The organism is Nocardia sp. NPDC050412 (genome assembly GCF_044458825.1).
Classification (GTDB): domain Bacteria; phylum Actinomycetota; class Actinomycetes; order Mycobacteriales; family Mycobacteriaceae; genus Nocardia.
In genome coordinates, this window is record NZ_JBITIJ010000007.1 from 273,983 (window position 1) to 296,031 (window position 22,049).

Annotated in this window: 20 protein-coding genes; 15 read left to right on the forward strand and 5 right to left on the reverse strand. The window is 65.1% G+C overall.

Going from position 1 to position 22,049, the window contains the following annotated elements:
- Positions 1-47: 47 nt before the first annotated feature.
- Positions 48-1,439, reverse strand: coding sequence for a metallopeptidase (locus ACIBI6_RS21375; RefSeq protein ID WP_364346235.1), 1,392 nt, complete (start codon positions 1,437-1,439; stop codon positions 48-50).
- A gap of 161 nt (positions 1,440-1,600) precedes the next feature.
- Here ACIBI6_RS21375 and ACIBI6_RS21380 point away from each other — a divergent pair, with 161 nt between their 5' ends.
- The 6 genes from ACIBI6_RS21380 (at position 1,601) to ACIBI6_RS21405 (ending at position 9,706) form a co-directional block, all read left to right on the forward strand.
- Positions 1,601-4,195: an FHA domain-containing protein gene (locus ACIBI6_RS21380; protein ID WP_364346237.1), complete on the forward strand. Its 2,595-nt coding sequence runs from the start codon at positions 1,601-1,603 to the stop codon at positions 4,193-4,195.
- A 70-nt stretch (positions 4,196-4,265) separates the two neighbouring features.
- Positions 4,266-6,128, forward strand: coding sequence for a hypothetical protein (locus ACIBI6_RS21385; protein ID WP_396957463.1), 1,863 nt, complete (start codon positions 4,266-4,268; stop codon positions 6,126-6,128).
- A 145-nt stretch (positions 6,129-6,273) separates the two neighbouring features.
- Positions 6,274-6,717 carry a 50S ribosomal protein L13 gene (rplM, locus tag ACIBI6_RS21390; RefSeq protein ID WP_040686710.1) on the forward strand — a complete coding sequence of 148 codons (444 nt, stop codon included), beginning with the start codon at positions 6,274-6,276 and terminating at the stop codon, positions 6,715-6,717.
- Positions 6,714-7,214, forward strand: a complete 501-nt coding sequence (gene rpsI / locus ACIBI6_RS21395) for a 30S ribosomal protein S9 (RefSeq protein WP_364346242.1) — start codon at positions 6,714-6,716, stop codon at positions 7,212-7,214. Before rplM ends, rpsI begins: the two co-directional genes overlap by 4 nt.
- A 209-nt stretch (positions 7,215-7,423) precedes the next feature.
- Positions 7,424-8,800, forward strand: coding sequence for a phosphoglucosamine mutase (gene glmM, locus ACIBI6_RS21400; RefSeq protein WP_364346536.1), 1,377 nt, complete (start codon positions 7,424-7,426; stop codon positions 8,798-8,800).
- Between the two features lie 213 nt (positions 8,801-9,013).
- Positions 9,014-9,706, forward strand: coding sequence for a hypothetical protein (locus ACIBI6_RS21405; protein ID WP_364346244.1), 693 nt, complete (start codon positions 9,014-9,016; stop codon positions 9,704-9,706).
- A gap of 36 nt (positions 9,707-9,742) precedes the next feature.
- Here ACIBI6_RS21405 and ACIBI6_RS21410 read toward each other — a convergent pair whose 3' ends face one another.
- Positions 9,743-11,401, reverse strand: coding sequence for an ABC-F family ATP-binding cassette domain-containing protein (locus tag ACIBI6_RS21410; RefSeq protein ID WP_396957464.1), 1,659 nt, complete (start codon positions 11,399-11,401; stop codon positions 9,743-9,745).
- Positions 11,402-11,573: 172 nt separating this feature from the next.
- Here ACIBI6_RS21410 and ACIBI6_RS21415 point away from each other — a divergent pair, with 172 nt between their 5' ends.
- From ACIBI6_RS21415 to ACIBI6_RS21435, 5 genes are all read left to right on the forward strand, one after another.
- Positions 11,574-11,771 (forward strand): PspC domain-containing protein, encoded by a 198-nt coding sequence (locus ACIBI6_RS21415; RefSeq protein ID WP_364346248.1) that lies wholly within the window; start codon positions 11,574-11,576, stop codon positions 11,769-11,771.
- Between the two features lie 113 nt (positions 11,772-11,884).
- On the forward strand, positions 11,885-12,193 hold the full coding sequence (locus ACIBI6_RS21420; RefSeq protein ID WP_364346250.1) for a DUF6802 family protein: 309 nt from the start codon (positions 11,885-11,887) through the stop codon (positions 12,191-12,193).
- A 454-nt stretch (positions 12,194-12,647) separates the two neighbouring features.
- Complete coding sequence (locus ACIBI6_RS21425; RefSeq protein ID WP_364346252.1) at positions 12,648-12,974, forward strand: hypothetical protein; 327 nt, start codon at positions 12,648-12,650, stop codon at positions 12,972-12,974.
- Between the two features lie 43 nt (positions 12,975-13,017).
- Entirely contained in the window at positions 13,018-14,622 is a 1,605-nt protein-coding gene (locus tag ACIBI6_RS21430; RefSeq protein WP_396957465.1) for a hypothetical protein, read from the forward strand.
- Between the two features lie 49 nt (positions 14,623-14,671).
- Positions 14,672-15,055 carry a hypothetical protein gene (locus tag ACIBI6_RS21435; protein ID WP_396957466.1) on the forward strand — a complete coding sequence of 128 codons (384 nt, stop codon included), beginning with the start codon at positions 14,672-14,674 and terminating at the stop codon, positions 15,053-15,055.
- Between the two features lie 12 nt (positions 15,056-15,067).
- On the opposite strand, the gene ACIBI6_RS21440 is transcribed toward ACIBI6_RS21435, so the two are convergent.
- Positions 15,068-15,349 carry a hypothetical protein gene (locus ACIBI6_RS21440; protein ID WP_396957467.1) on the reverse strand — a complete coding sequence of 94 codons (282 nt, stop codon included), beginning with the start codon at positions 15,347-15,349 and terminating at the stop codon, positions 15,068-15,070.
- Positions 15,350-15,760: 411 nt separating this feature from the next.
- Here ACIBI6_RS21440 and ACIBI6_RS21445 point away from each other — a divergent pair, with 411 nt between their 5' ends.
- Positions 15,761-16,210: a DUF6640 family protein gene (locus tag ACIBI6_RS21445; RefSeq protein WP_396957468.1), complete on the forward strand. Its 450-nt coding sequence runs from the start codon at positions 15,761-15,763 to the stop codon at positions 16,208-16,210.
- A gap of 26 nt (positions 16,211-16,236) precedes the next feature.
- Positions 16,237-16,788: a helix-turn-helix domain-containing protein gene (locus ACIBI6_RS21450; protein ID WP_364346262.1), complete on the forward strand. Its 552-nt coding sequence runs from the start codon at positions 16,237-16,239 to the stop codon at positions 16,786-16,788.
- On the opposite strand, the gene ACIBI6_RS21455 is transcribed toward ACIBI6_RS21450, so the two are convergent.
- Positions 16,789-17,646: a dienelactone hydrolase family protein gene (locus ACIBI6_RS21455; protein WP_364346264.1), complete on the reverse strand. Its 858-nt coding sequence runs from the start codon at positions 17,644-17,646 to the stop codon at positions 16,789-16,791. It abuts the gene before it with no gap.
- 36 nt (positions 17,647-17,682) lie between these two features.
- On the opposite strand from ACIBI6_RS21455, the gene glmS reads away from it, so the two are divergent.
- Positions 17,683-19,563, forward strand: a complete 1,881-nt coding sequence (gene glmS / locus ACIBI6_RS21460) for a glutamine--fructose-6-phosphate transaminase (isomerizing) (RefSeq protein WP_364346266.1) — start codon at positions 17,683-17,685, stop codon at positions 19,561-19,563.
- Between the two features lie 197 nt (positions 19,564-19,760).
- On the opposite strand, the gene ACIBI6_RS21465 is transcribed toward glmS, so the two are convergent.
- Positions 19,761-20,957, reverse strand: a complete 1,197-nt coding sequence (locus ACIBI6_RS21465) for an MFS transporter (protein WP_364346268.1) — start codon at positions 20,955-20,957, stop codon at positions 19,761-19,763.
- 138 nt (positions 20,958-21,095) lie between these two features.
- Here ACIBI6_RS21465 and ACIBI6_RS21470 point away from each other — a divergent pair, with 138 nt between their 5' ends.
- Complete coding sequence (locus ACIBI6_RS21470; RefSeq protein WP_364346270.1) at positions 21,096-21,569, forward strand: MarR family transcriptional regulator; 474 nt, start codon at positions 21,096-21,098, stop codon at positions 21,567-21,569.
- The last annotated feature ends 480 nt before the right edge of the window (positions 21,570-22,049 follow it).

Genomic DNA, 22,049 nt, shown 5'->3' on the forward strand with positions numbered 1-22,049 from the left:
AGCACGCGGCTTGCGTGGCACTGAACGTCCGGCAAAAAAGGGGGAGCTCAGGAATACCGTGACGTGCAGGTGTGCTCGCCGTTGAGCACTCCGGCGCGGAACGCGTCGACCCTGGAGAACCCACTCGGCACGGTCTTGCCCTCGATATCGCTGGCCGCGAGCCCGTCGGCGAGCAGTCCGGAGACCGCCTCGTCGAGATCGCCTGCGGCCAAGACGATATCGCCTTCTGCCTGGGTTCGCCCCGGCTGCGCGAGCTTGCCGGTGACCACCCCCGACAAACAGGCCGCGCGTAATCCGGTTTTGGCGCCGACGAGCTGCTGACCGTCGGCCTGCTGCACGGCGAGGGTGTAGCGCGAGATGAAGACGACGTAGCCGTTGTAATCGCCGGTCACCTTGAGCGGCAACGGATCATTGTCATCGGCATCGGAGGTGCCGCGCTGCGCGAGCGCGGGCACATCGGTAACGATGGTGTTCTTGGCCGGACAATACGAAACCGGCGGTGTGGCAACGCCGTTCTTGCAGTCGATCTTCGCGCCGGAGTAGTCGAAGGTCGGCGCCTGCTTCAGCGGCAGGATCACCGCGAGTGCCTTGCTGAGCTCGATCAGACTGTCCTTGTCGATCGGATTCTCGCCGTGGCCGGGATCGTCCTTGAAGCTCTGCGGCAAATTGCCGCGGCGGCGCTCGATCTCGTGCATATCAATGGCCTTGCACGCCTTCGGACCATCGGTGAAGCCGATCTGCACTGCCGTGACCCGCTCGAATGCCGACCCGTGCACGCTCTCCGGATCATCCGGATTGGAGTCTCGAATGGCGACGGTCGCGGCCAGCACCGAGTTCAGGCCATCGGAGGTATTGATGGTGAAGTGCTTGGATTTGCCTTCGGCCACATGGCGAATGAACGCACCCGAGAAGCAGTCGGCCTGCTGCTCTTTGACGATCACCGGATCCTTGGTCTGCACGATTTTCGCCAGGGTCTGGATGGCGTGTCCGTATTCATGGGCGAGCACCATGATCACGGCCATCTTGCCGAAGGTGTCCTCGATCGTGGGCAACAGCACCGAGCGGTCCCAGCCGATCGAGTTGTCCAGTCGGCAGTAGGCGGCGTTCACCAGGTGATAGGTGGATTCCTTGCAGAATTCGAGTGCCTGGCTGCGCGGCGCCTTGGCGCTCCAGGAGATCAGCTTGTCGACCGGCTTGAATTCCCCTTCGAAATCCTTGCTGTACTCGGCGCGCCAATATGTCTGAATATCGTCGATCGCGTTGAGCGCCAGGGCATCCACCTCGCCGCTGTCGCCGTTGACTGCCGTGAGCGAGCTATCGGGAATGCCTTCGCGCGGCCCGCTGGGACCGCTCGTGGTGGGCAGTCCGGCGACCTTGAACGGATCGTCGTAGACCGAAACCGCTCGACCGTGCACCGCGCGAGTACAGCCCGCCAACATTGCGATTACACATAGCACTGCGGCAACGACTGCGGTCGCTCGGAGTTTCGGCAAGGCTCCCCCTAGTCGGCCGGTCGCACGTTCATAACGGTCTCCGGATCGGGGCAAAAGGCGCATCGGGGGCACCGCCGAAGTCCGGGTGATGGAATAGTATCCGCTGCATGTCTTTACCGGGGGCGCAGACCATCACCGTGCGCCATGATGGAACCGAACGGGTCTTCGATTCGAATCAACAGGTCACGATGGGTCGCGCACCGGAAGTGACGCTCTTCGTGGACAGTCCGCTGGTCTCGCGGGTGCATGCGACGCTCGCCTGGCAAGGCAACAACTGGGTACTCACCGACAACGGCAGCACCAACGGCGTTTTCGTGGATGCGCGTCGGTTGAGTCAGCCGGTGCCGATCAATCGGCCGACGCAGGTGCGCCTCGGTGATGCGATAAGTGGTCCGTTACTGCATCTGCTGCCCGCGACGCCGGCCCGGCAGCAGCGGCCGCCGGCGGCGCAACCGCCACCGTCGCAACCGCAGTCGTCGGTGCCGCCGGGTTATCAACATCCGCGACGGACACCGCAGGCACCGGCCCCCTCCCAGCAGCGTCCGCAACAGCAACGTCCAGAGCAGCAACCCCCGCAGCAGCAACGCCCAGAGCACCCCCCACAGCCACCGTCGCAGCCGCAACCCCAGCAGCCACCGCCCTCCCAACCGCAGCAGCCGAATGTCAATATGACCTTCAAGGCCGACACCTCGATGCTGCCCCCGGTCCGCACGCGACCATCCACAGCGCCGATTGCCAGGGCCGACCGCCTCCCCCCCGGCGGACTCGATATCGGTCGTACCTCTGACAATCAGATCGTCGTCAACGATCCGCTGGCCTCGCGCAAGCACGCCCGCCTGGTCGCGGCATCCGAGGGCCTGACCATCGAGGACCTCGGCTCGGCCAACGGCACCTTCGTCAACGGCCATCGCGAGCAGCGCACGGTGCTGCGTGAGCGCGACATCATCACCATCGGCAATATCGACTTCGTCGTCCAGCAGGGCGCACTGGTACATCGGCAGAAGCCGGTCGCCGAGCAGGGTCTGCACGTGCACGGCGTCGGCTTCACCGTCGAGGGCAATAAGCAGTTGCTCGTCGATGTGAACATGCAGGCGGGGCGGGGCACCCTCACCGCACTGATCGGACCCTCCGGCGCGGGCAAATCGACGCTGTCGAAATTGATCGCGGGCAGCACCCACCCCTCCGGCGGTGTGGTCACCTTCGAAGGCCGCAACCTGCACGCCGAATACGAGGCGCTGCGTTCCCGCATCGGCATGGTGCCGCAGGACGATGTGCTGCACCGTCAGCTCACGGTGCGTCAGGCCCTCGGCTACGCGGCGGAGCTTCGACTGCCGCCGGACAACTCGAAGGCCGACCGCCAGCAGGTGATCGACGGTGTACTGCAAGAACTTTCGCTCACCGAACATGCCGACACCAGGGTCGACCGGCTCTCCGGTGGTCAGCGCAAGCGCGCGTCGGTGGCGCTGGAACTGCTCACCGGTCCGTCGCTGCTGATTCTGGACGAACCGACCTCGGGTCTGGATCCGGCGCTGGATCGTCAGGTGATGACGATGCTGCGCGAACTGGCCGATGCCGGACGCACCGTCATCGTGGTCACCCACTCGGTGGCCTGTCTGGACATGTGTGATCAGGTGCTGTTGCTCGCGCCCGGTGGCAAGACCGCCTTCTGCGGTCATCCGGCCAGCGTCGGCGCGGCCATGGGCACCAGCGACTGGGCCGAGATCTTCGGGCGGGTGGCCGCGAATCCGGATCAGGCATTCGCCGCGTATCGGTCCAGGCTGGCCTTCGCGCCACCGCCGCCACCGCCCGCACCGCCGCGGCAGGGGTCGGCGGGCAGTCCGCCGCAATCCGGGCGCGCCAAGCAGTTCTCCACCTTGGCGCGACGGCAGGTGCGGTTGATCTTCGCCGACCGCGGTTATTTGGCGTTCCTGGTGATCCTGCCCTTCATCCTCGGTGCGCTGTCGCTGGTGGTGCCGGGCAGCAACGGTTTCCAGAGCGGTCCGCTGGAGCAGGTGCAGAGCGGCAACGATGTGTTCTTCGTCCCGTCCGGGGGCAGCGAGACGCAGCAGTTGCTCGTCGTATTGATTCTGGGCGCCTGCTTCATGGGATCGACGCTGACCGTGCGCGATCTGGTCGGCGAGCGCACCATCTTCTATCGCGAGCGCGCGGTCGGGCTGCTGCCTTCGGCATACCTTCTCGCCAAGATCGCGATATTCAGCGTTACGGCATTCCTGCAGGCGGCGGTGCTGGTCGGCATCACGCTGGTCGGTAAGAAGCCGCCGCTGGAGGGTTCGGTGATCCCGAACGGGCCCGCCGAGCTCTATCTCGATATCGCGTTGACCGCGGTGTGCTGTGTGGTCTTCGGCTTGCTGCTGTCCAGTCTGGCGAGGTCCAACGAGCAGGTCATGCCGATGCTCGTGGTGATGATCATGGTCCAGCTGGTGATGGCGGGCGGTCTGATTCCGGTGACCAACCGGGTGGTGCTCGAGCAGATCTCGTGGCTGTTCCCGGCACGGTGGGGATATGCGGCCGGGGCGTCGACGGTGGATATTCGGACACTGTTCGCCAATGCGCAACCCGATGCGTTGTGGAAGCACGAGCCGAATATCTGGTATCTCGATATCGGCCTGCTCGTCGGGATAACCGCGGTGTTGGCGATTATCACCTGGCGCCGGTTGCGGTTGCGGAAGTCGAACGCGTGACGGGCTGCTCAGGCGGGTTCTCACCGGATGTGGTGAGCATGTCGCTCGCGCAACAGGCACACTTATGCCTGTGACGGTGCGAGTTGGGGCAGTACATCTCGGGTGGGATGTGGTGTCTGTTGCCGCGGGCGGCGGTGGGACACCGATCCGCCCCGTGCAGGTAGAAGGGACATACACGCCGCCGGCATATCTGCTTGCGGATTCTTCGGGTCGGCTGCATACCGCCGGAGTGGAGCGGCAGCGGCCGGATCTGGGGATGGCGATCGCCGATGTGCGCGACATCCTCGGCCATCCGCAGATCGTGGTGGCCGGTGCGACCTGGCCCGCAGAGCTGGTCTTTCGTGCCCGCATGTACAACCCACTCGCGGCCGTCGGCAAATATCTGCGCGGTAAACCGGATCTGGTCGCGCTGCCGTTCCCGGACGGCTGGCCGGACGCGAAGGTCGATGTGTACGTCGACCTGGTCGAGCGGCTGGATGTCACGGTCGAACCGCTGCCGGAAAGCGTCGCGCTGTCCGGATATGTGCGTGCGCTCGGGCTGGTGCGGTCCCCGGACGATCGCAATCCGCAGGGCATCGGCGCGACCGGTGTGTACTCCGACGGGCGGACCATGCTGGTCGTCGCGGTGCACGGCGACGACGAGCAGCCGACCGAATCGGTCGACGTGCCGGTCACCGCGGAGGCCATGCGCGATGCGCGTTCGGCCGACAATGTGGTGATCGAGGTGATGGCCGCGGCCCGCTCGATCGGTGCCGACACCTCGACGTTGCTGCTGTCCGGCAATGTCTGTTTCAACGACGCGCTGCGGTTGGCCTTCCAGAACCATCTCGGGCACCGGCTGCACGTGGCCGATCACCCGATGCACGCGCTGGTGCTCGGCGCCTCGCACCTGCTGGTGACCGATAACGAGAACGGTGAGCCGGAGTCGGCGGGGCGGCATGCCGAGCCGGCACCGCCGCCGCGGGCGCGGCAGGTGGAGTCGGCGCAGTATCAGGCCGAATCGGCACAGCAGCAGGCCTTTTCGACGCAGTGGCAGGTGGAGGCCGCGCAGGCATTGTCGGCGCAGCGGCAGGCGGAGGCGTTGCAGGGGCGGGATGTGTCGTCTCGTTCGGAGCAGGGCAGGCCGGAACAGGGGCGTCCCGACCAAGGGCCGGTCCATTCTGATCAGGGGCAGGTGCGTCCGGAGCAAGGGCAGGGCCCTCCCGATCAGGGGCAAGTCCGGCCTGACCGGGGGCAGGGGCCTCATGACACCGGTCGGACACATCCGCCAGTCGTGCAGTACGGGCCCGGATATCCGACGGTGCGGCCGGCGACCGAGCCGACTGGGGAAGAGCCGACCACTCGGGTCAGCCGGGAGTCTTTACCACCGAACCTCGCCGAGTTGGGTAGCCGATTCACCCGCCCGCCCGGGCAGTATCACGAAGAACAGCGTCCCACCGTTATCGGTCGCCCGCCCACGCCCCAGGGGCCGCCGTCGCAAGGGTCGGTGCCACCGCCGGGGCCGCGAGCTCCCTACCAACCGCCGCAAGACCAACCGCCACAGAGCGGTTCGGAATGGCGCCCCCGCGAATCGGACGACGATGACAAACCGCGTAAGGGCAAGCGCTGGGGCAAGTTGTTCGGCGCGCCCGCGGTGGCCGGCGCCGCCGCATTGGCCGCGATGGCCATGCCGTCCGGTGGTGACCGCGTCGAACTGGCCGCTTCGCTCGCCGGGGCGCCGGTCTCCTGCCCATTGACTCCATACGTCACCAATGAGCAGCGTGAGGGCATTGCCGCGGCTCGCGGATACGACCCGGGTCTGGTGACGGAACAGGGCGACTCCGGATTCGACGCCGCGGGCGCGGAGTGCGCGCAGCCGAGCATCGACGTCCCCCGCTACGTGGTCCCTGGCCCGCCCGGCGCCATCGACCATGGGCCGCCGATCGAGATCTGACCGGTTTCATACCGCTGGGGCATGGCTGGTATCGTTGCCCGTTGGCGTGTGGAACTGCGTCGAGCCCCGGGTCTCCACCGGCCGCCGGGAACTCACTCGACTGCACGCCGTGGCTGGCAACACCGACTACAGACAGGGAACCACTGTGCCTACGTACAGCCCCAAGGCGGGTGACGTGACCCGTAAGTGGTACGTCATCGACGCCACTGACGTAGTGCTCGGCCGTCTCGCCGTCCAGGCAGCGAATCTGCTGCGCGGCAAGACCAAGCCGACCTACGCGCCGAACTTCGATGGTGGCGACTTCGTCATCATCATCAACGCCGACAAGGTTGCCATCTCCGGCAACAAGAAGGCGGACAAGCTGATCCACCACCACAGCGGACACCCGGGCGGCCTCAAGTCGCGCACTGTCGGTCAGGTGTTGGAGTCGCGCCCCGATCGTCTCGTGGAGAAGGCCGTCAAGGGCATGATCCCGAAGAACAAGCTCGGCAACGCCATCGCGGGCAAGCTGAAGGTCTACGCGGGCCCGACGCATCCGCACGCCGCCCAGCAGCCCATTCCGTTCGAGATCAAGCAGGTGGCCCAGTGACCGCTCCTGAGGAATTCAACGAGGACTACACCGAGGACGCCAACGTCGAGGTCGTCGAGGAGGACTACGGCTACGAGGCCGAGCCCGCCAGCTACGCCCCGGTCGTGATCGACCGCCCGGTGCAGACCGTCGGTCGTCGTAAGGAAGCCGTCGTTCGCGTGCGCCTGCTGCCGGGTTCCGGCAACTTCGTGCTGAACGGCCGCACCATCGAGGACTACTTCCCGAACAAGGTGCACCAGCAGCTGGTCAAGTCGCCGCTGGTGACCGTCGAGCGGACCGAGTCCTTCGACATCCACGCGCGTCTCGTCGGCGGTGGCCCCTCGGGCCAGGCCGGTGCGCTGCGTCTGGCCATCGCCCGTGCGCTCATCGAGGTCACCCCGGATGACCGTCCCGCCCTGAAGCGGGCCGGCTTCCTGACACGTGACCCGCGTGCCACCGAGCGTAAGAAGTACGGCCTCAAGAAGGCCCGCAAGGCGCCGCAGTACTCGAAGCGCTGATTTTGGCTACGTCGGCCGCCGTCATCCGGCACCCTCGAGGTGTCGGAGACGGTACGGTCGGCGGGGCACCTGTGCGAGAGCAGGCTTCCAGACAGCTGGGCGCCTGCTCTCGTGCTGTATGAACTCGAGGCATTCGCGGGGCACTTCCCGGTCGCACCGGCCGCCGCCTTCGGGCGCGCCGCGCGGATCCACCGATGATGGGCGAGGGAATGGGACGTTTGTTCGGCACCGACGGAGTCCGCGGGCTTGCCAATGGATCACTGAGTCCGGAACTGGCGCTACAGGTTTCCGGGGCGGCGGCGCAGATCCTGAGCCGCGGCAAGGAGCGTCCGCTCGCTGTGGTCGGTCGCGATCCACGCGCCAGCGGCGAGATGCTCGAGGCCGCGGTGACCGCCGGCCTGACCGCCGCAGGCGTGAATGTGCTTTCGGTCGGGGTACTTCCGACACCCGCCGTGGCATATCTGACCGGTCTGTACGACGCCTGCCTCGGCGTCATGATCTCGGCTTCACATAATCCCATGCCGGACAATGGGATCAAGATCTTCGCGGCGGGCGGGCACAAGCTCGATGACGCGATCGAAGACCGGATCGAGGCGCTGATCGCCCAGGGCGCGCCACTGCGTCCGGTCGGCGCGGGGATCGGTCGGGTATTGAATGCATCAGGCGCCAGGGACCACGGACAGGTCATCCCTGATCAGTACAGCGTAGCCGGAACGCATGAGCGCTACGTCGAGCATCTGGTCGAGGCGACCGGGCAGGATCTGTCCGGGCTGACCGTCGTGGTCGACTGCGCGCACGGCGCGGCTGCCGAGGTCGGTCCTGCCGCGTACCGCGCCGCCGGAGCCACGGTGGTCGCGATCAACGCCGAGCCGGACGGCCTGAATATCAACGACGGTTGCGGCTCGACGCATCTCGACCAGATCCAGCGCGCGGTGTGTGAGTACGGCGCGGACCTCGGCATCGCACACGACGGCGATGCCGACCGCACCCTGGCCGTCGACGCCAACGGTGCGATTGTCGACGGTGACGCGATCCTGGCCGTTCTCGCGCTGGCCATGCACGAGACCGGCTCGCTCGTCCAGAACACCTTGGTCGCCACCGTCATGAGCAACCTCGGTCTGCACATCGCGATGCGCGAAGCTGGAATCACCTTGCGTACCACCGCCGTTGGCGACCGGTACGTCCTCGAGGAGTTGCGTCGCGGCGGTTACAACCTGGGCGGCGAACAGTCCGGCCACGTGGTGTTCCCCGATTACGGCACCACCGGCGACGGCATCCTCACCGGATTGAAACTGATGGCTCGTATGGCGCAGACTCGCCGCACGCTGGCCGATTTGGCTTCGGTGCTGCAGACCGTGCCACAGGTGCTGGTGAACGTTCCGGTTACCGACAAGGCCACGGTCGCTGCGGCCCCCGAAATCCGTGAGGCGGTAGCGGAAGCCGAACGGGCCCTCGGTGACTCCGGGCGGATCCTGTTGCGCCCCAGTGGAACCGAGCAGCTGGTCCGGGTGATGGTCGAGGCCACCGACCCGGTTCAAGCCCAGCAATTGGCCGAGGATCTGGCTAAGCGCGTCGCCGCAGTGTAGTTGGGTCAGCGGCACGATCGGCCGCGCGTCCCGGCGTCGCACACCGCATCAAAGCTGCGCGCTCGGCATGACAGCCGCATGGCCGCTGGGCTCGAGTGGCTGCTGCGTGCTCGCGCGCGGCGAGTTGTCCACAGCGAATCGCTTATCCACAGACTTTCTGTTTGCACTGGTCAGGTGCTGAGGGCGGCGTTTGGTTTCGCCGATAGTTGGCGTATGCGACCAGGCCTGGAAGAAGTACGGGATAAGCAATTCGGGGTATTCACCGCATGGCAGGTGCTGTGCGAGTACACCCGCGCGGAGATGCGAACCTTGCTCGACCGAGGCGAATGGGTCCGGGTCTTCCGCGGCGTCTTCCGCGAGGCAACCACCCAACCCTCCGCGCAACTCCGCGTCGAGGCAGCCCGACTATCCATGGGGGTACCAACCCTTGTCGCCGCCTATCACACCGCCGCCGAACTGCACGGTCTCGCAATACCGCATAGCCAATCCACCCACGTACTGGGCATTCGGGATTCGCGCTCCTGCCGCCTTCTCGTGCATCGCGACCACGTCGACAAAGCCGAACTAGAACTGATCCACGGCATAGTGGCCACAAACCCCACCCGCACCGCGATCGACCTAGCCCGCACCGCCCACCGCCGCGAAGCCTTGGCCACCCTGGAATCCGCACTGTGCCTGGGCATCTCCCGCGCAGCACTCGCCACCGAACTCCAACGCCACCACAGACGCCGCGGCTACACCCAAGCCGCTGAACTGATCACCCTGACCGCCCCCGAGCCCAAATGCCCCCTCTCCACCCGCCTGGAATGCACCAGTACCGGACTGAGCTCGCTGCGATTCACTGATCCGCTCCGGAAAACCGGCATTCCATCTCCGACTCGACACGCTCCCGATCGGCGCGACTGAGCCCCGTGGCTGGAAATCATGGGCACCGGCATGCTCTTAGCTTTCGGTGAGGTGGCCGTTGCTCATGTGCCAGCGGCGGGTCGCGGTGATCGAGTCGAGCATGCGGCGGTCATGGGTCACCAGAAGCATGGTGCCTTCGAAGGATTCGATGGCCTGCTCGAGTTGTTCGATGGCGGGGAGGTCGAGGTGGTTGGTTGGTTCGTCCAGGACCAGCAGGTTGACGCCGCGGGCTTGGAGCAGGGCGAGGGCGGCACGGGTGCGCTCGCCGGGGGAAAGGGTTTCGCAGGGGCGCAGGACATGTGGGCCACGGAGGCCGAATTTGGCCAGCAGGGTGCGGACCTCGGCGTCGGGCCACTCGGGCATTTCAGCGCTGAAAGTTTCTGCGAGGGCGGTACTTCCGCTGAAGAGCCCGCGTGCCTGGTCGACCTCGCCGATTTCCACGCCGGAACCCAGCGCGGCCGTTCCGTTGTCCGGCTGGGTTTTTCCGAGCAGCAGGGCCAGGAGTGTGGACTTACCCGAACCATTGGCGCCGGTCAGCACGATGCGGTCGGCCCAGTCGACCTGGGTGGTGATCGGGCCGAGCTCGAAATCCCCTCGGGTGAGGGTCGCATTCGACAAAGTGGCGACCACCGAGCCGCTGCGTGGGGCCGCGGCAATGGACATGTGCAGCTCCCACTCCTTGCGCGGCTCCTCGACCACATCCAAGCGCTCGATGCGCCGTTGGGTCTGGCGGGCCTTGGCGGCCTGCTTCTCGGTGGATTCAGCGCGCATCTTGCGGCCCGCCTTGTCGGAGTCGACCTTCTTGGGGTCGCGGGCTTTTCGGCGCGCATTGCGAACGCCGTGCTCGAGCCAATTGCGCTGCATTTGGGCGCGGGACTCGAGACCGGCCTTGGTGTCGGCATACTCCTCGTAGGCCTCGCGCGCGTGCTGGCGGGCGATCTCGCGCTCCATCAGATACGCCTCGTAGCCGCCGTCGTAGATCCCGACCCGCTGCTGCGCGAGATCGAGTTCGACGATCCGATTCACGGTGCGCGACAAGAACTCTCGGTCGTGACTGATGACCATCAGCGGTACCCGCACGCCGGTCACGAACTGTTCCAGCCGGGCGAGACCATCAAGATCGAGATCGTTGGTCGGCTCGTCGAGCAGCAGAATGTCGAAGCGAGACAACAGGACCGATGCGAGTCCCGCTCGGGCCGCCTGGCCGCCGGAAAGTCCGGTCATCGAGGTGTCGAGGCCGTTCGGCAGGCTTTCCGCGAGTCCGAGATCCGCCGCGACCTCCTCTGCGCGCTGATCCAGATCGGCACCACCGAGCGCGAGCCAGCGCTCCAGGGCCGGTGAATATTCGTCCTCGCCACCGTCAGCCAAACGTTCGGCCGCAGCATCCATTTCGCGTTGTGCTTCGGCGACACCTGTTCGGCGGCCGAGGAATTCGAGCACCGTCTCCCCGGCAATCCGCTCGGGCTCCTGCGCCAAATACCCGACGGTGGCGTCGGGCGGGGACAACGTGATACTGCCGGTGGGTGTCGATCGGTTCGCGAGCATGCGCAGCAGCGTCGACTTGCCGGCACCGTTCATGCCGACCAAACCGATCACATCACCCGGCGCGAGGGTGAAATCGAGGTCGTCGAACAGGGTGCGTTCGCCGTGGCCCGCGGACAGTCCGCGCGCGTGCAGAGTGGTGCTCACCAGCATGAGTCTGCCGTGTCGGTGCCGCACGTCAGCACCGCGGGTCCGTGCTCGGGGTTACACCCTGAGTCCATAGCCTGCGGAAATCAGGGTCGGGATAGGTCATGCGACCGATGTCAGGCGCGATTTACCCCGGCAGAGTTGATGTCGTACCGCACATCACCAGAGAGGGAACACAATGACCGCCCCCGCGCCCACCCGCCGACTCAACCGCTCCCACAACGACAAGTGGATCGCCGGCGTCTGCGGCGGCATCGCCGAATACTTCGGCTGGAACGCCAACGTCGTCCGGTTGCTCTTCGTGCTGTCCTGCCTGCTCCCGGGTCCGCAGTTCGTCGTGTATCTGGTTCTGTGGCTGATCATTCCGAAAAAATGATCCCCGATAAATAGGGGCTGGGAGCTGCGTCCGGGACTCGCGGATGACACTATGGACCGGTACCCACCGATCGACCGCCGTGTCACCCACACGAGTCCCGACCAGGAGGAGTCATGATCACCTCAGGTGAATTCCCGGGCATGGATCTACCCGGCATCGACGCATCCTCTTCCCTGGACGGCCTCGGTGAAGTCGAACTGCACCATCCGACCCAGGACATCGACGGCGACGGCACCCTCGACACCATCACCACCACCGGCCCCGAGGCCATGCAGGTCTGGACCGACTGGGACCACGACGGCTTCGCCGACCAGGTCACCGTGGTCGAGAAGGACGGCGACTACTCCGCATGGGAGTTCCATCGGCATCCGGATGGAACCTCGGAGTGGGTGCGGACCGATCAGGGGAAGATCGGACACTAGTCGCTGGGCGGTATCGATTTTTGGCGCAGCCTCGTTCGCCGGGTGAGGCCGTCCCGAATCGACTCGGTGACATCTAGCCGTAACTGTCGGACTGCCTCGACGCCTTCGCTGTCCGGCTGACCCCAATTACACTGTCGGACAACGGCCTCCACATCCCAGATCTTCGTGGGCCCACCCGGCCGTAGGCTGCGATGACCCGTGCGGTTCATGTGCGGATCATTGGAACCTGCGGAACCCTGCACCCGCTGACCGCCACGGCTGTGGTGATGCTCTCCTCGATGGCCCATTGTCCGTTGTAGCTGGTTCGCCCAACCAGTAGATTCTGCTGACAGAATCAGCCGACGGATCCGATGGAACCGAACGTCAGCCGCGTGCGTCGAAGGAAGTATGGCGGCATCAGTGTCGCGAGCTGAAGTCGGTCTGGTCGGCAACCGGAGAAGGAGGGGACTGGATAGTGGGCGATTCAAGCATGCTCGGCGTCAAGACTGGGGAACTCGGGCGATTCGCAAATGACCTCGGAGGTTCGGGCCAAGCGGTGCGAAATCGCGCCAAGGATGTGGCCGACTATTTGTTCGGGCCTGCCGATGCTGGTGAAAACTACCACGACCGTGGGAAGAAGATCCAGGACGGACTGGAGAAGATCTACACATGGTTGGGTAATTGGTCCGAGGCAACATTGGCGACGTCGGACGTTATCGGGGCGTCGGTTGTCAAGTACTCGAGTACTGACGACGAAAACTCTCGCGATATCGCAAAGATCGGCAATGACAAAAAATCGTAGCTGCGTTCGAGCAGTCGAGAAGTAGCCCGAGGGGGTCGTTAGTATGGCATTTGAGGTACCTGCGAACGGATCGGTCGAACAATATCTCGACATCGGCTCCCGAGCTCTGCTGTACTTCGAGTACTTCCAGCCGCGCTATAAACGCGCTTTTGGAGGTAATTTGCCAGCCGATTTTCCAGACTATTCGCAACTCCATAAGCGCTATTACGAGCAGAACGGGTTGAACGAAGACAAGCTCCTGAACACCTCGACAAAGCTGCAGGTGGTGCTCCAGGAGTGCGGAACGCAGTTGGATGCTCAGCGTGGATACGCGAAGACAATGCCGACGCTCTGGTCAGGGGAGGCTGGAACGGCGGCGCTTGACATGCTGAACAAACAGATAGGTCAAGCGGACGCGAATTGGAAAGCAGCGGGGGATGCATGGAAGTCCATCGCAGGCGCTTTCGAAGGCCTGCGTGCGGCCGCGAAAATCAAAGCCGAGGCCGTCCGTTATATCCTCGAGAACGGCGACGGTATTCGTATCGCGGAGAAGACGCCAGAGGATATTGATGACATTATCTCCGGCACGAGTATTGCGGTAAGTAACGGTTGGCAAAGTAATAGCTTGCTGAGCAAGCTGCGCAGAATCTTTCCTGATCTACAGGGGGGATTCGATGCTTGGACGGCGGATAACGTTCTCGGAATTCTGCCGGGATCCGATTACCAGCAGCACATTCAATCGCGCTGCAGGCACTGGCTCGACAATGTCTTCAAACCTGATTATGCGGCCAAGATCAAGATCTTCACTGATTCGTGCGACTCGGCAGACCGCGGTGTCAAGCAGGTATACGACAAAATTATCCAGGATCTGGACAAGGTCTCGGATGCCCGGTACGACCGCCCGGCAGGAGTGCCGACCGAGGCTCCGGGCACTCCAGGTAATCCCGGTACGCCAGGCACCCCTGGGACTCCAGGGTCACCCGGCACTCCCGGTACGCCGGGCACTCCCGGTACGCCGGGCACTCCCGGTACGCCGGGCACAACGAATCCGACTTCGACGAACACCACTACGGCGAGCAGCCTCCTGTCGGGGTTGTCATCGTTGACGTCGGCAGCTTCGCAATTGACATCGCTCGGCGAGTCTGTGAGTCAAGGTCTCACCTCATTGGGTACCTCGATCAAGGACAGCGTCGACAATGCGATAGAGCAGCTGACGAAGGCCTTCGAGACAACGGAAACCGAGGACAAGGACGGCGACGGCAAGCCGGACGGGGACACGAACAAGACCGCAGCCGAGTTCGACCTGGGTGGAAAGCATGTGAAGGTCGAGATAGGTGCGGATGGTCAGCCAAAGCTCGTGATGACCGACAGTGACGGCAAATCGCATGAGTACGGCGTGACGCTGGATGACAATGGCAATCCAGTCATCTCCACCGACGGATCGAACGGGAACGACGACAAATCGACCTCCACTGACAAGCCCGATACGGGAACTCCGGCTACCGACGACAACAACGGCGGCAGTCCAGGTACCGTGCCGGGCGCCCCCTCGGCTGGCAAGCAGGAAGAGGACGGCGAGCATAAACCTCAACTGGTGCCGGAAGCAGATCCGCAACCGGAAGAGCCTGCCGACAGCGGTGCCGAACTGGCGGAGGCGGGGCCGCTGTGAAGTCGGTCCGCGCCAACGTGATCGGTAACCGTCGAGGAGGGGTGTCATCGTGAACTATTCGGACGAAATGGAACAAATCGTCGAGGAGATCCGTCGACGGTCAACGATGCTGCTGGACGAGTTCGAGGAGATCAATAGGCGGACCGCCGACAAGGACCGTGAACTCGCCGAACAGTCCGCCATAGAAATGGGTCGGTTTTGGGAAGACCATGCCGAAGAGCTAGCGAAGGCAAAGGCTGAGGCGGAAGAGAAGGAGCGGCTCGAGGTCGAGGCGCAGACCGAGCGAGAGCGCCTGGAGGCGGATGCCCGCGAGCAGCGTGAGGCGATTGCGCGGTCGATTGCGGCTCGCAAAGCACACGATGTTGTGACCCCCATCGACGAGGAGGGCGACGAGGAGTCCGAGTATTACCGCCGTCAGAGCTGGTTGATCTGAGGATTGCCGGGGCTACCAGCGGTCTTCTTCGGCTTCGCGGAGGCGTTGGGTTGGTTGGTTGATCGCCGGGTTCTTGTGTTGGGTTGTGCCGCCGAAGATTTGGACGCGGATCGTCGAGCTCGTGAGGGTGTGCACGGCGAGTTGGATCTCTTCGAGTTCGTCGGGGGAGTAGCGCTCGCGCATGGTGACTCGGTGGGTGTCGAAGTCGTCGCGGTAGGCGAAACGGCAGGTGTAGCGGAGTGGATTGGGGAAGCGGCCGTTCGCTGGGCTGAACCACGGTGCGGGCGAAATCATCCGGCTCCCTGGGGCATTCAGCCATCTGGAGATTCCAATCGATCGTGCAGGTGGTTCGTGACCGAGTGCGGCGCGTCCGTGGCGTTTCAGCCCACAAGTTTCGGTTTCGCCGCGGCTCGCTCCGGCCGCGCCGACGATTCAGGCCTGCGAATGCGTCGTGCGGCTGGCCGGAGCGGGTGGTTGTGCGGTGGCCAGGTGCGGACTGGTGGGGACGGTGGTTCCGGATCTTTTGCCGATTGCGCCGCCGGGGACGTGCGCGCGATCTCGCCCTGGGTTCTCGCTGGTGGTCAAGGGGCCGCAACCTGGTCGAACACCCGGAATGCCAACGGCCCGTTGACAGTCCGCATCGCACAGCGCTACCGTCTAATCGGAATCGGATTCCGGTTCATTGATTGACCGATAGGACTCCCAATGACCACCCACTGGACCCTCCCGCGAATCCTTGTCGGCGCCGTCCTCCTGAACACCCTCATCGGCCCCCTCCTCGCCGACCTGGTCATCCCCGACATCGCCGACCTCCACCTGCACAACCCCGCATGGCCTCCGCACGCCAAATTCCACGACGCCCAATACATCGGCATGGGCGCACTCATCGGTGCGATCGGACTGGTGGTCCTGTGGCAGCGATCGGGAAACCTCCGCGCCCAGTTCTTGCTGGCGGCCGCACTCGGATCGGTCACCTGGCTGGCCATGTTCGGCGCGCTGTTGTTCCCCGGCACCGCAGCTCAGGACCCCGAGCACGCGGCCGACGCCACCAAGGTCATCGGTATGGACCCGCAACTATTCATCGCCTTGGTAATGCTGATTGCCTTGGCGCTAGCGATCGTCGTCGAGCGCACCCGCGCACCGATCCGGGGCTAACCTACGGCCAGCAGACAGGGAGATCGATGACCGACCGCAAACTCCGCACCGACGCCGCCCGCAATCGCGACCAGGTCCTCGCCACTGCGACGGCACTGTTCGCCGCACACGGTGACGAGGTGCAGATGGCCGATGTGGCACGTGCCGCGGGGGTCGGGGTCGGCACCGTCTACCGGCATTTCCCGACCCGCCGGGCCCTGATCGAGGCGGCCGCGGAACAGCGTTTCGCCGGAATTCTCGAGCATGTGCGACGCACCTGCCTCCCGAATCCGGATACGCGGCAGGCGCTGGCCGGTTTCCTCGGCCATGTCGCCGAAGTGCACGAGCAGGGGCGTGCGCTGTCCGGCACCATCGAATCGGTACTGGGCGATACCGAACCGCGCGGTACGGTCCGCGACGACCTGGCCGAACTCGGCGCGGAACTGCTGGCCAGGGGGCGAGCCGATGGCAGCATTCGCGCGGATGCGACCGTCGCCGACCTCTATATGATCGTCGGCGCGGTCGCCACGATCAGTCGCGACGGATTCGGCGACTGGCGGCGGTTCATCGAGCTCGCGCTCGACGGCCTCCGGCCATGATCACTTGCGCAACAGCTGTGCGAGCTGCAGGACCGAGAGCTTCGGCTTCTCCTCCTCGTGCGGCGCTTCCGGATCGATAACAGTGGTGTGCGGGATAACCGCTTCCGGATCGGAAAACGCGGCATACGTCTTGTCGCGCAATAGTTTGTGCAGCAGGTATCCGGTGAGCAGGGCCCGCGTGGTCCGCGCCGTCTTGGACTCATGCTTGCCCGCACCCAACGCGGCCAGCGCACGCCGCCCTTCGACAATGCCGTTATGTGACGCCCCGTCGACTGCCCGCAACACCACCGGTCCGGCCCATGCTGCGGTCAGCGGGATCGCATTCGAGCTGACCGATTCGATATCGGTCGCCCCCGCCAACACCAACGCGGGCGTGTCGATATCGGTTGCGATGGTCTCGGCGGACGGCGCGGTCGGAGCGGGGTAGAGGGCGGCAACGGCGGCGACCCGACGCTGTCCGGCGGCGATCACCGCGGCGCCCGCGCCCATGCCGTGTCCGGCCAGCGCCAGCCGGTCCGGATGCACGCTGATCGTGCCGTCGCCGAGCCGGACGCTGGTGCAGATATCGAGCGTGGTCAGCAGATCGGTGGCCAATCCGAGGTGTGACGGAATCGGCCCCCGCTCGGTATCTGGGGCGGCGGCCACAAAACCCCAGGACGCCAGGTGTTCGAGCGTGGCGCGATAGTTCGCGGCGCCGGTCAGCCAGCCATGGCCGAAGGCGATCGCGGGTAGATTCAGTCCGGACTCCGGGGTGAACACCACGCCGGGCTGACCGGCGATGGCGAGATTGCCGCGCAGTACGCGGTGGGGCCCCCGGCTGGTCAGGGTGCTCACGAGTGATTTCACAGACGCCGACACGACGTGAACGTTATCCGATAAGTACTCTGATGAGCCATGTGCGGAATCGTGGGATACGTCGGATACCGGGATGCCCTCGGCGTTGTCGTTGACGCGTTGCGCCGCATGGAATATCGAGGATACGACTCGGCAGGCGTCGCGATCCTGGATGGCGTGGGCGTGTTGGCGGTGGAGCGCAAGGCGGGCAAACTGGCCAATCTCGAGGCCGAACTCGCCGAAATCGGGACCGACCACTTCGCCGGGACCACCGGCATGGGGCACACCCGCTGGGCCACCCACGGCGCGCCGACCGACCGCAACGCCCATCCGCACCGCGATACCACCAACAAGGTGGCCGTGGTGCACAACGGCATCATCGAGAACTTCGCGCCGCTGCGTCGGGAGCTCGAGGACGCCGGTGTCGAACTGAGCAGTGATACCGACACCGAGGTCGCCGTGCACTTGGTGGCGCGCGCATATGCCGAGGGACCGACCGCGGGTGATTTCGCGGCTAGCGCGCTGGCCGTGCTGCGTCGGCTGGAGGGTGCGTTCACGCTGGTCTTCACCCATGCCGACCACCCGGACGTCATTGTTGCCGCCCGCCGCTCGACGCCGCTGGTGGTCGGTGTCGGCAAGGGTGAGATGTTCATCGCCTCCGATGTCACCGCCTTCATCGAGCACACCCGCGAGGCCGTCGAGCTCGGCCAGGACCAGGCCGTCGTGATTACCGCCGACACCTACACGGTCACCGACTTCGCCGGCAACGACGGCTCGGCGCGGACCCGACCGTTCACCATCGACTGGGATCTGGCCGCCGCCGAGAAGGGCGGGCACGACTTCTTCATGCTGAAGGAGATCGAAGAGCAGCCCGCCGGTGTCGCCGATACGCTCATCGGCCACTTCACCCACGACGAGGCCGGTGGCCGGATCGTGCTGGACGAGCAGCGCCTCGCCGATCAGGAACTGCGCGACTTCGACAAGGTATTCGTCGTCGCCTGTGGCAGCTCCTATCACGCCGGACTATTGGCCAAGTACGCGATCGAGCACTGGACCCGGCTGCCTGTCGAGGTCGAGTTGGCCAGCGAATTCCGTTACCGCGACCCGGTTCTGGACCGGTCCACACTGGTAGTGGCGATCTCACAGTCGGGCGAGACCGCCGACACTCTCGAGGCGGTTCGGCACGCGAAGGAGCAGAAGGCGCGCGTGCTCGCCATCTGCAATACCAATGGCGCACAGATTCCGCGTGAGTCCGACGCGGTGCTCTACACCAGGACCGGACCGGAGATCGGTGTCGCGTCCACCAAGGCATTCCTGGCGCAGGTGGCCGCGAACTACCTGGTCGGGCTGGCCTTGGCGCAGGCACGCGGCACCAAGTATCCGGATGAGGTGGCGCGCGAGTTCGCCGAACTCGAGGCGATGCCGCACCTGGTGCAGCGGGTATTGGATACCGCTCCGCAGGTGCGCGCGATCGCCAGGGAACTGGCGCACGTGCCGACCGTGCTGTTCCTCGGCCGCCACGTCGGCTATCCGGTGGCGCTGGAGGGTGCGCTCAAGCTCAAGGAACTCGCGTACATGCACGCCGAGGGATTCGCGGCGGGTGAGCTCAAGCACGGCCCGATCGCACTGATCGAGGAGGGGCTGCCGGTGATCGTCGTCATGCCCTCACCCAAGGGGCGCGCGGTACTGCACTCGAAGCTGCTCAGCAATATCCGTGAGATCCAGGCCCGCGGCGCCCGTACCATCGTGATCGCCGAGGAGGGCGATGACACGGTGCGTCCGTTCGCCGACGACCTCATCGAAATCCCTTCGGCACCAACGCTTTTCCAGCCGCTACTGTCGACCGTTCCGCTGCAGATATTCGCCGCCGAAGTGGCTCAGGCTCGCGGGTACGACATCGATAAGCCGCGCAATCTGGCGAAGTCCGTCACCGTCGAATAGCGAGAAGGCTCGTATATGTGCTGTCGGCGGGGGAGTTGCGGTGGCTTGCTCGACAGGACGGCGGTGAAACCTTCGCCAAGGGCGAGGGCACTGCGGCGAGAGCGGAAGCCTGTGCTGCGCCGTTGCGGCCTGGATGTAGTTCGGCGTGGACAGTCGTGACCGGCGACGATCGATCAGCGCCGCCGGTTACGAGGTCTTCAGGACCGGTTAGCCGCGACGAGGGTTTCGGTTGTCTCGCTTGGCGTTTCGGCACCGCGACGTTCGAGATTGCCCGACATGACCGCCAGACCCAGCGCGCTCACGACCAGGATGACTCCAACCCAGTTGGGTGAGGTGTACCCGTATCCCGCGGCGATGACAACGCCGCCGAGCCAGGCGGAGATCGCGTTGCCGAGGTTGAAGGCGCCGATATTGAGGGCCGAGGCCAGGGTCGGCGCATTGCCTGCCTGGTCGAGGACGCGCTTCTGTAGCGGCGGGACGGTCGCGAAGCCGAGGGCGCCGATCAGGACGACGGTGATGGCTGCCGCGACCGTGTTGTGTGCGGTGAGCGTGAACAGTGCGAGCACCAGCGCGAGGCCGCCGAGGGTGGTGTAGAGCATCGGCATCAAATGGCGGTCGGCGAATTTGCCGCCGATCAGATTGCCGAGGAAGAAGCCGATGCCGAACAGGACAAGCAGCCAGGTGACCGAACTCTCCGCATAGCCGGTGACCTCGGTCATCATCGGTGCGAGGTAGGTGATCGCGGCGAAGACGCCGCCGAAGCCGAGCACGGTCATGGCCATCGAGAGCAGCACCTGCGGGTTGGTGAGTACGGCGAGTTCGTGACGTAGGCGCGCGTCATGAGGCGCGGGCTGTTCCGGCACCAGCGCGGTGACACCGATCAGACCTGCCAAGCCGACCAGTGCGACGAGGAGGAAGGTGAGTCGCCAACCGAACTGCTGGCCGAGCAGGGTGCCCAGCGGCACACCGACGATGGTCGCGACGGTCAGTCCGGTGAACATCATGGCGATTGCACCGGCCTTGCGATCCGGGCCGACCAAATTTCCGGCGACCACCGATCCGATGCCGAAGAAGGCGCCGTGTGCGAGCGAGGCAACGATGCGTCCGGTCAGCATGAGACCGAAAGTCGGTGCGAGCGCGGACAATACATTGCCCGCGATCAGCAGCAACAGGCTGACGAGCAGCATGCGCTTGCGGGATACCCGGGTGCCGAGCCCGGTCATGATCGGCGCGCCGACCAGCACGCCGAGCGCATACCCGGTGACCAGCAGACCTGCCGTGGGGATCGACACCGTGTAGGTGTCTGCGATGTCGGGCAGCAGTCCGACGACAACGAATTCGGTGGTGCCGATTCCGAAGGCCCCGAGTGTCAGGGCGAGTAGTGCGAGCGGCATGAGCGCGAGCCTCCACGTGATGTTGCACCTGAGCTTTACAAGCGTCAACAATAATTGCAGACGCGTGTTAATTGCAAACGCGGGCTATTGCGTACGTCATCTATCCTGGACGTACGAGCCCCGATGCGAAGGAACGTCATGACCGCGGATGCCGCCCTGACCGGCCTGGCCGATGGTTGGTACGCACTGTCGCTGCTGCACGATCGGATCGAGGCGCATATCGAACGCGCCCTGCAATCCGGTCATGAGCTGAGCGTGCGCGAGTTTTCGCTGCTCGTCGTGCTCAGCCGCCAGCACGACGGACCCGGCGGTCACCTGCGTATGAATCAAGTCGCCGAAGCCGTGGTGCTCAGCCAGAGTGCGACGACCCGCCTGGTCACCCGCCTCGAAGACCGCGGCCTGCTACAGCGCTACCTTTGCCCCGACGATCGCCGCGGCATCTACACCGACGTCACCGCCGCGGGCCTGGAACTACTGACCCGCGCCCGCCCCACCCATGACACCGCCCTGTCCAGCGCTCTGGGCCAAGCCGCCGCCGACCCCGAACTTGCCCCGCTGGTCGCCGCCGTGGAAGCGATGAACACCAACGCTGCCCGGATCCCGCAGGCGTAACCTTTCGTCGGCGCGCCAGTGACGGGCACACTGCCCCTCCCGCTGGTCGCATGTGCCTGCTGCCATGGGGACGAGTGGTCCGAACCGGCTCAACATGGTTCGCGGGTTGAACGTCGTGATGATCCGACCCCCGCGCTCGGCTCGGATCGTGCATCGAGTGTCTTGGCAGGTGCCAGCGAGGGTGTGACCGTGGCGGAGACGTCTGGGGGATCTGGCCCGGCTACTTCGATGGTGATGGTGCGGCTCAGGATAGGTCGTCTGCGCTCACGCCGGAATGTATATCGGGCGGCAGATGATGCCCCTGCGGTGGTTGGGCCGTGATCGTGGCAAAGAGGCATTCTGCTGGGGCTGTGCTTGCGGGCATAATCTGTTCAACTTCCCATCATCCCGCTGTGGAAGGCTGGCTCGACGCTGGTGTGCGGAAATGCCTTCGTGCTCGATCCATCCGAGCGCGATTACCCCTGCATCTGCGCTTTCGGA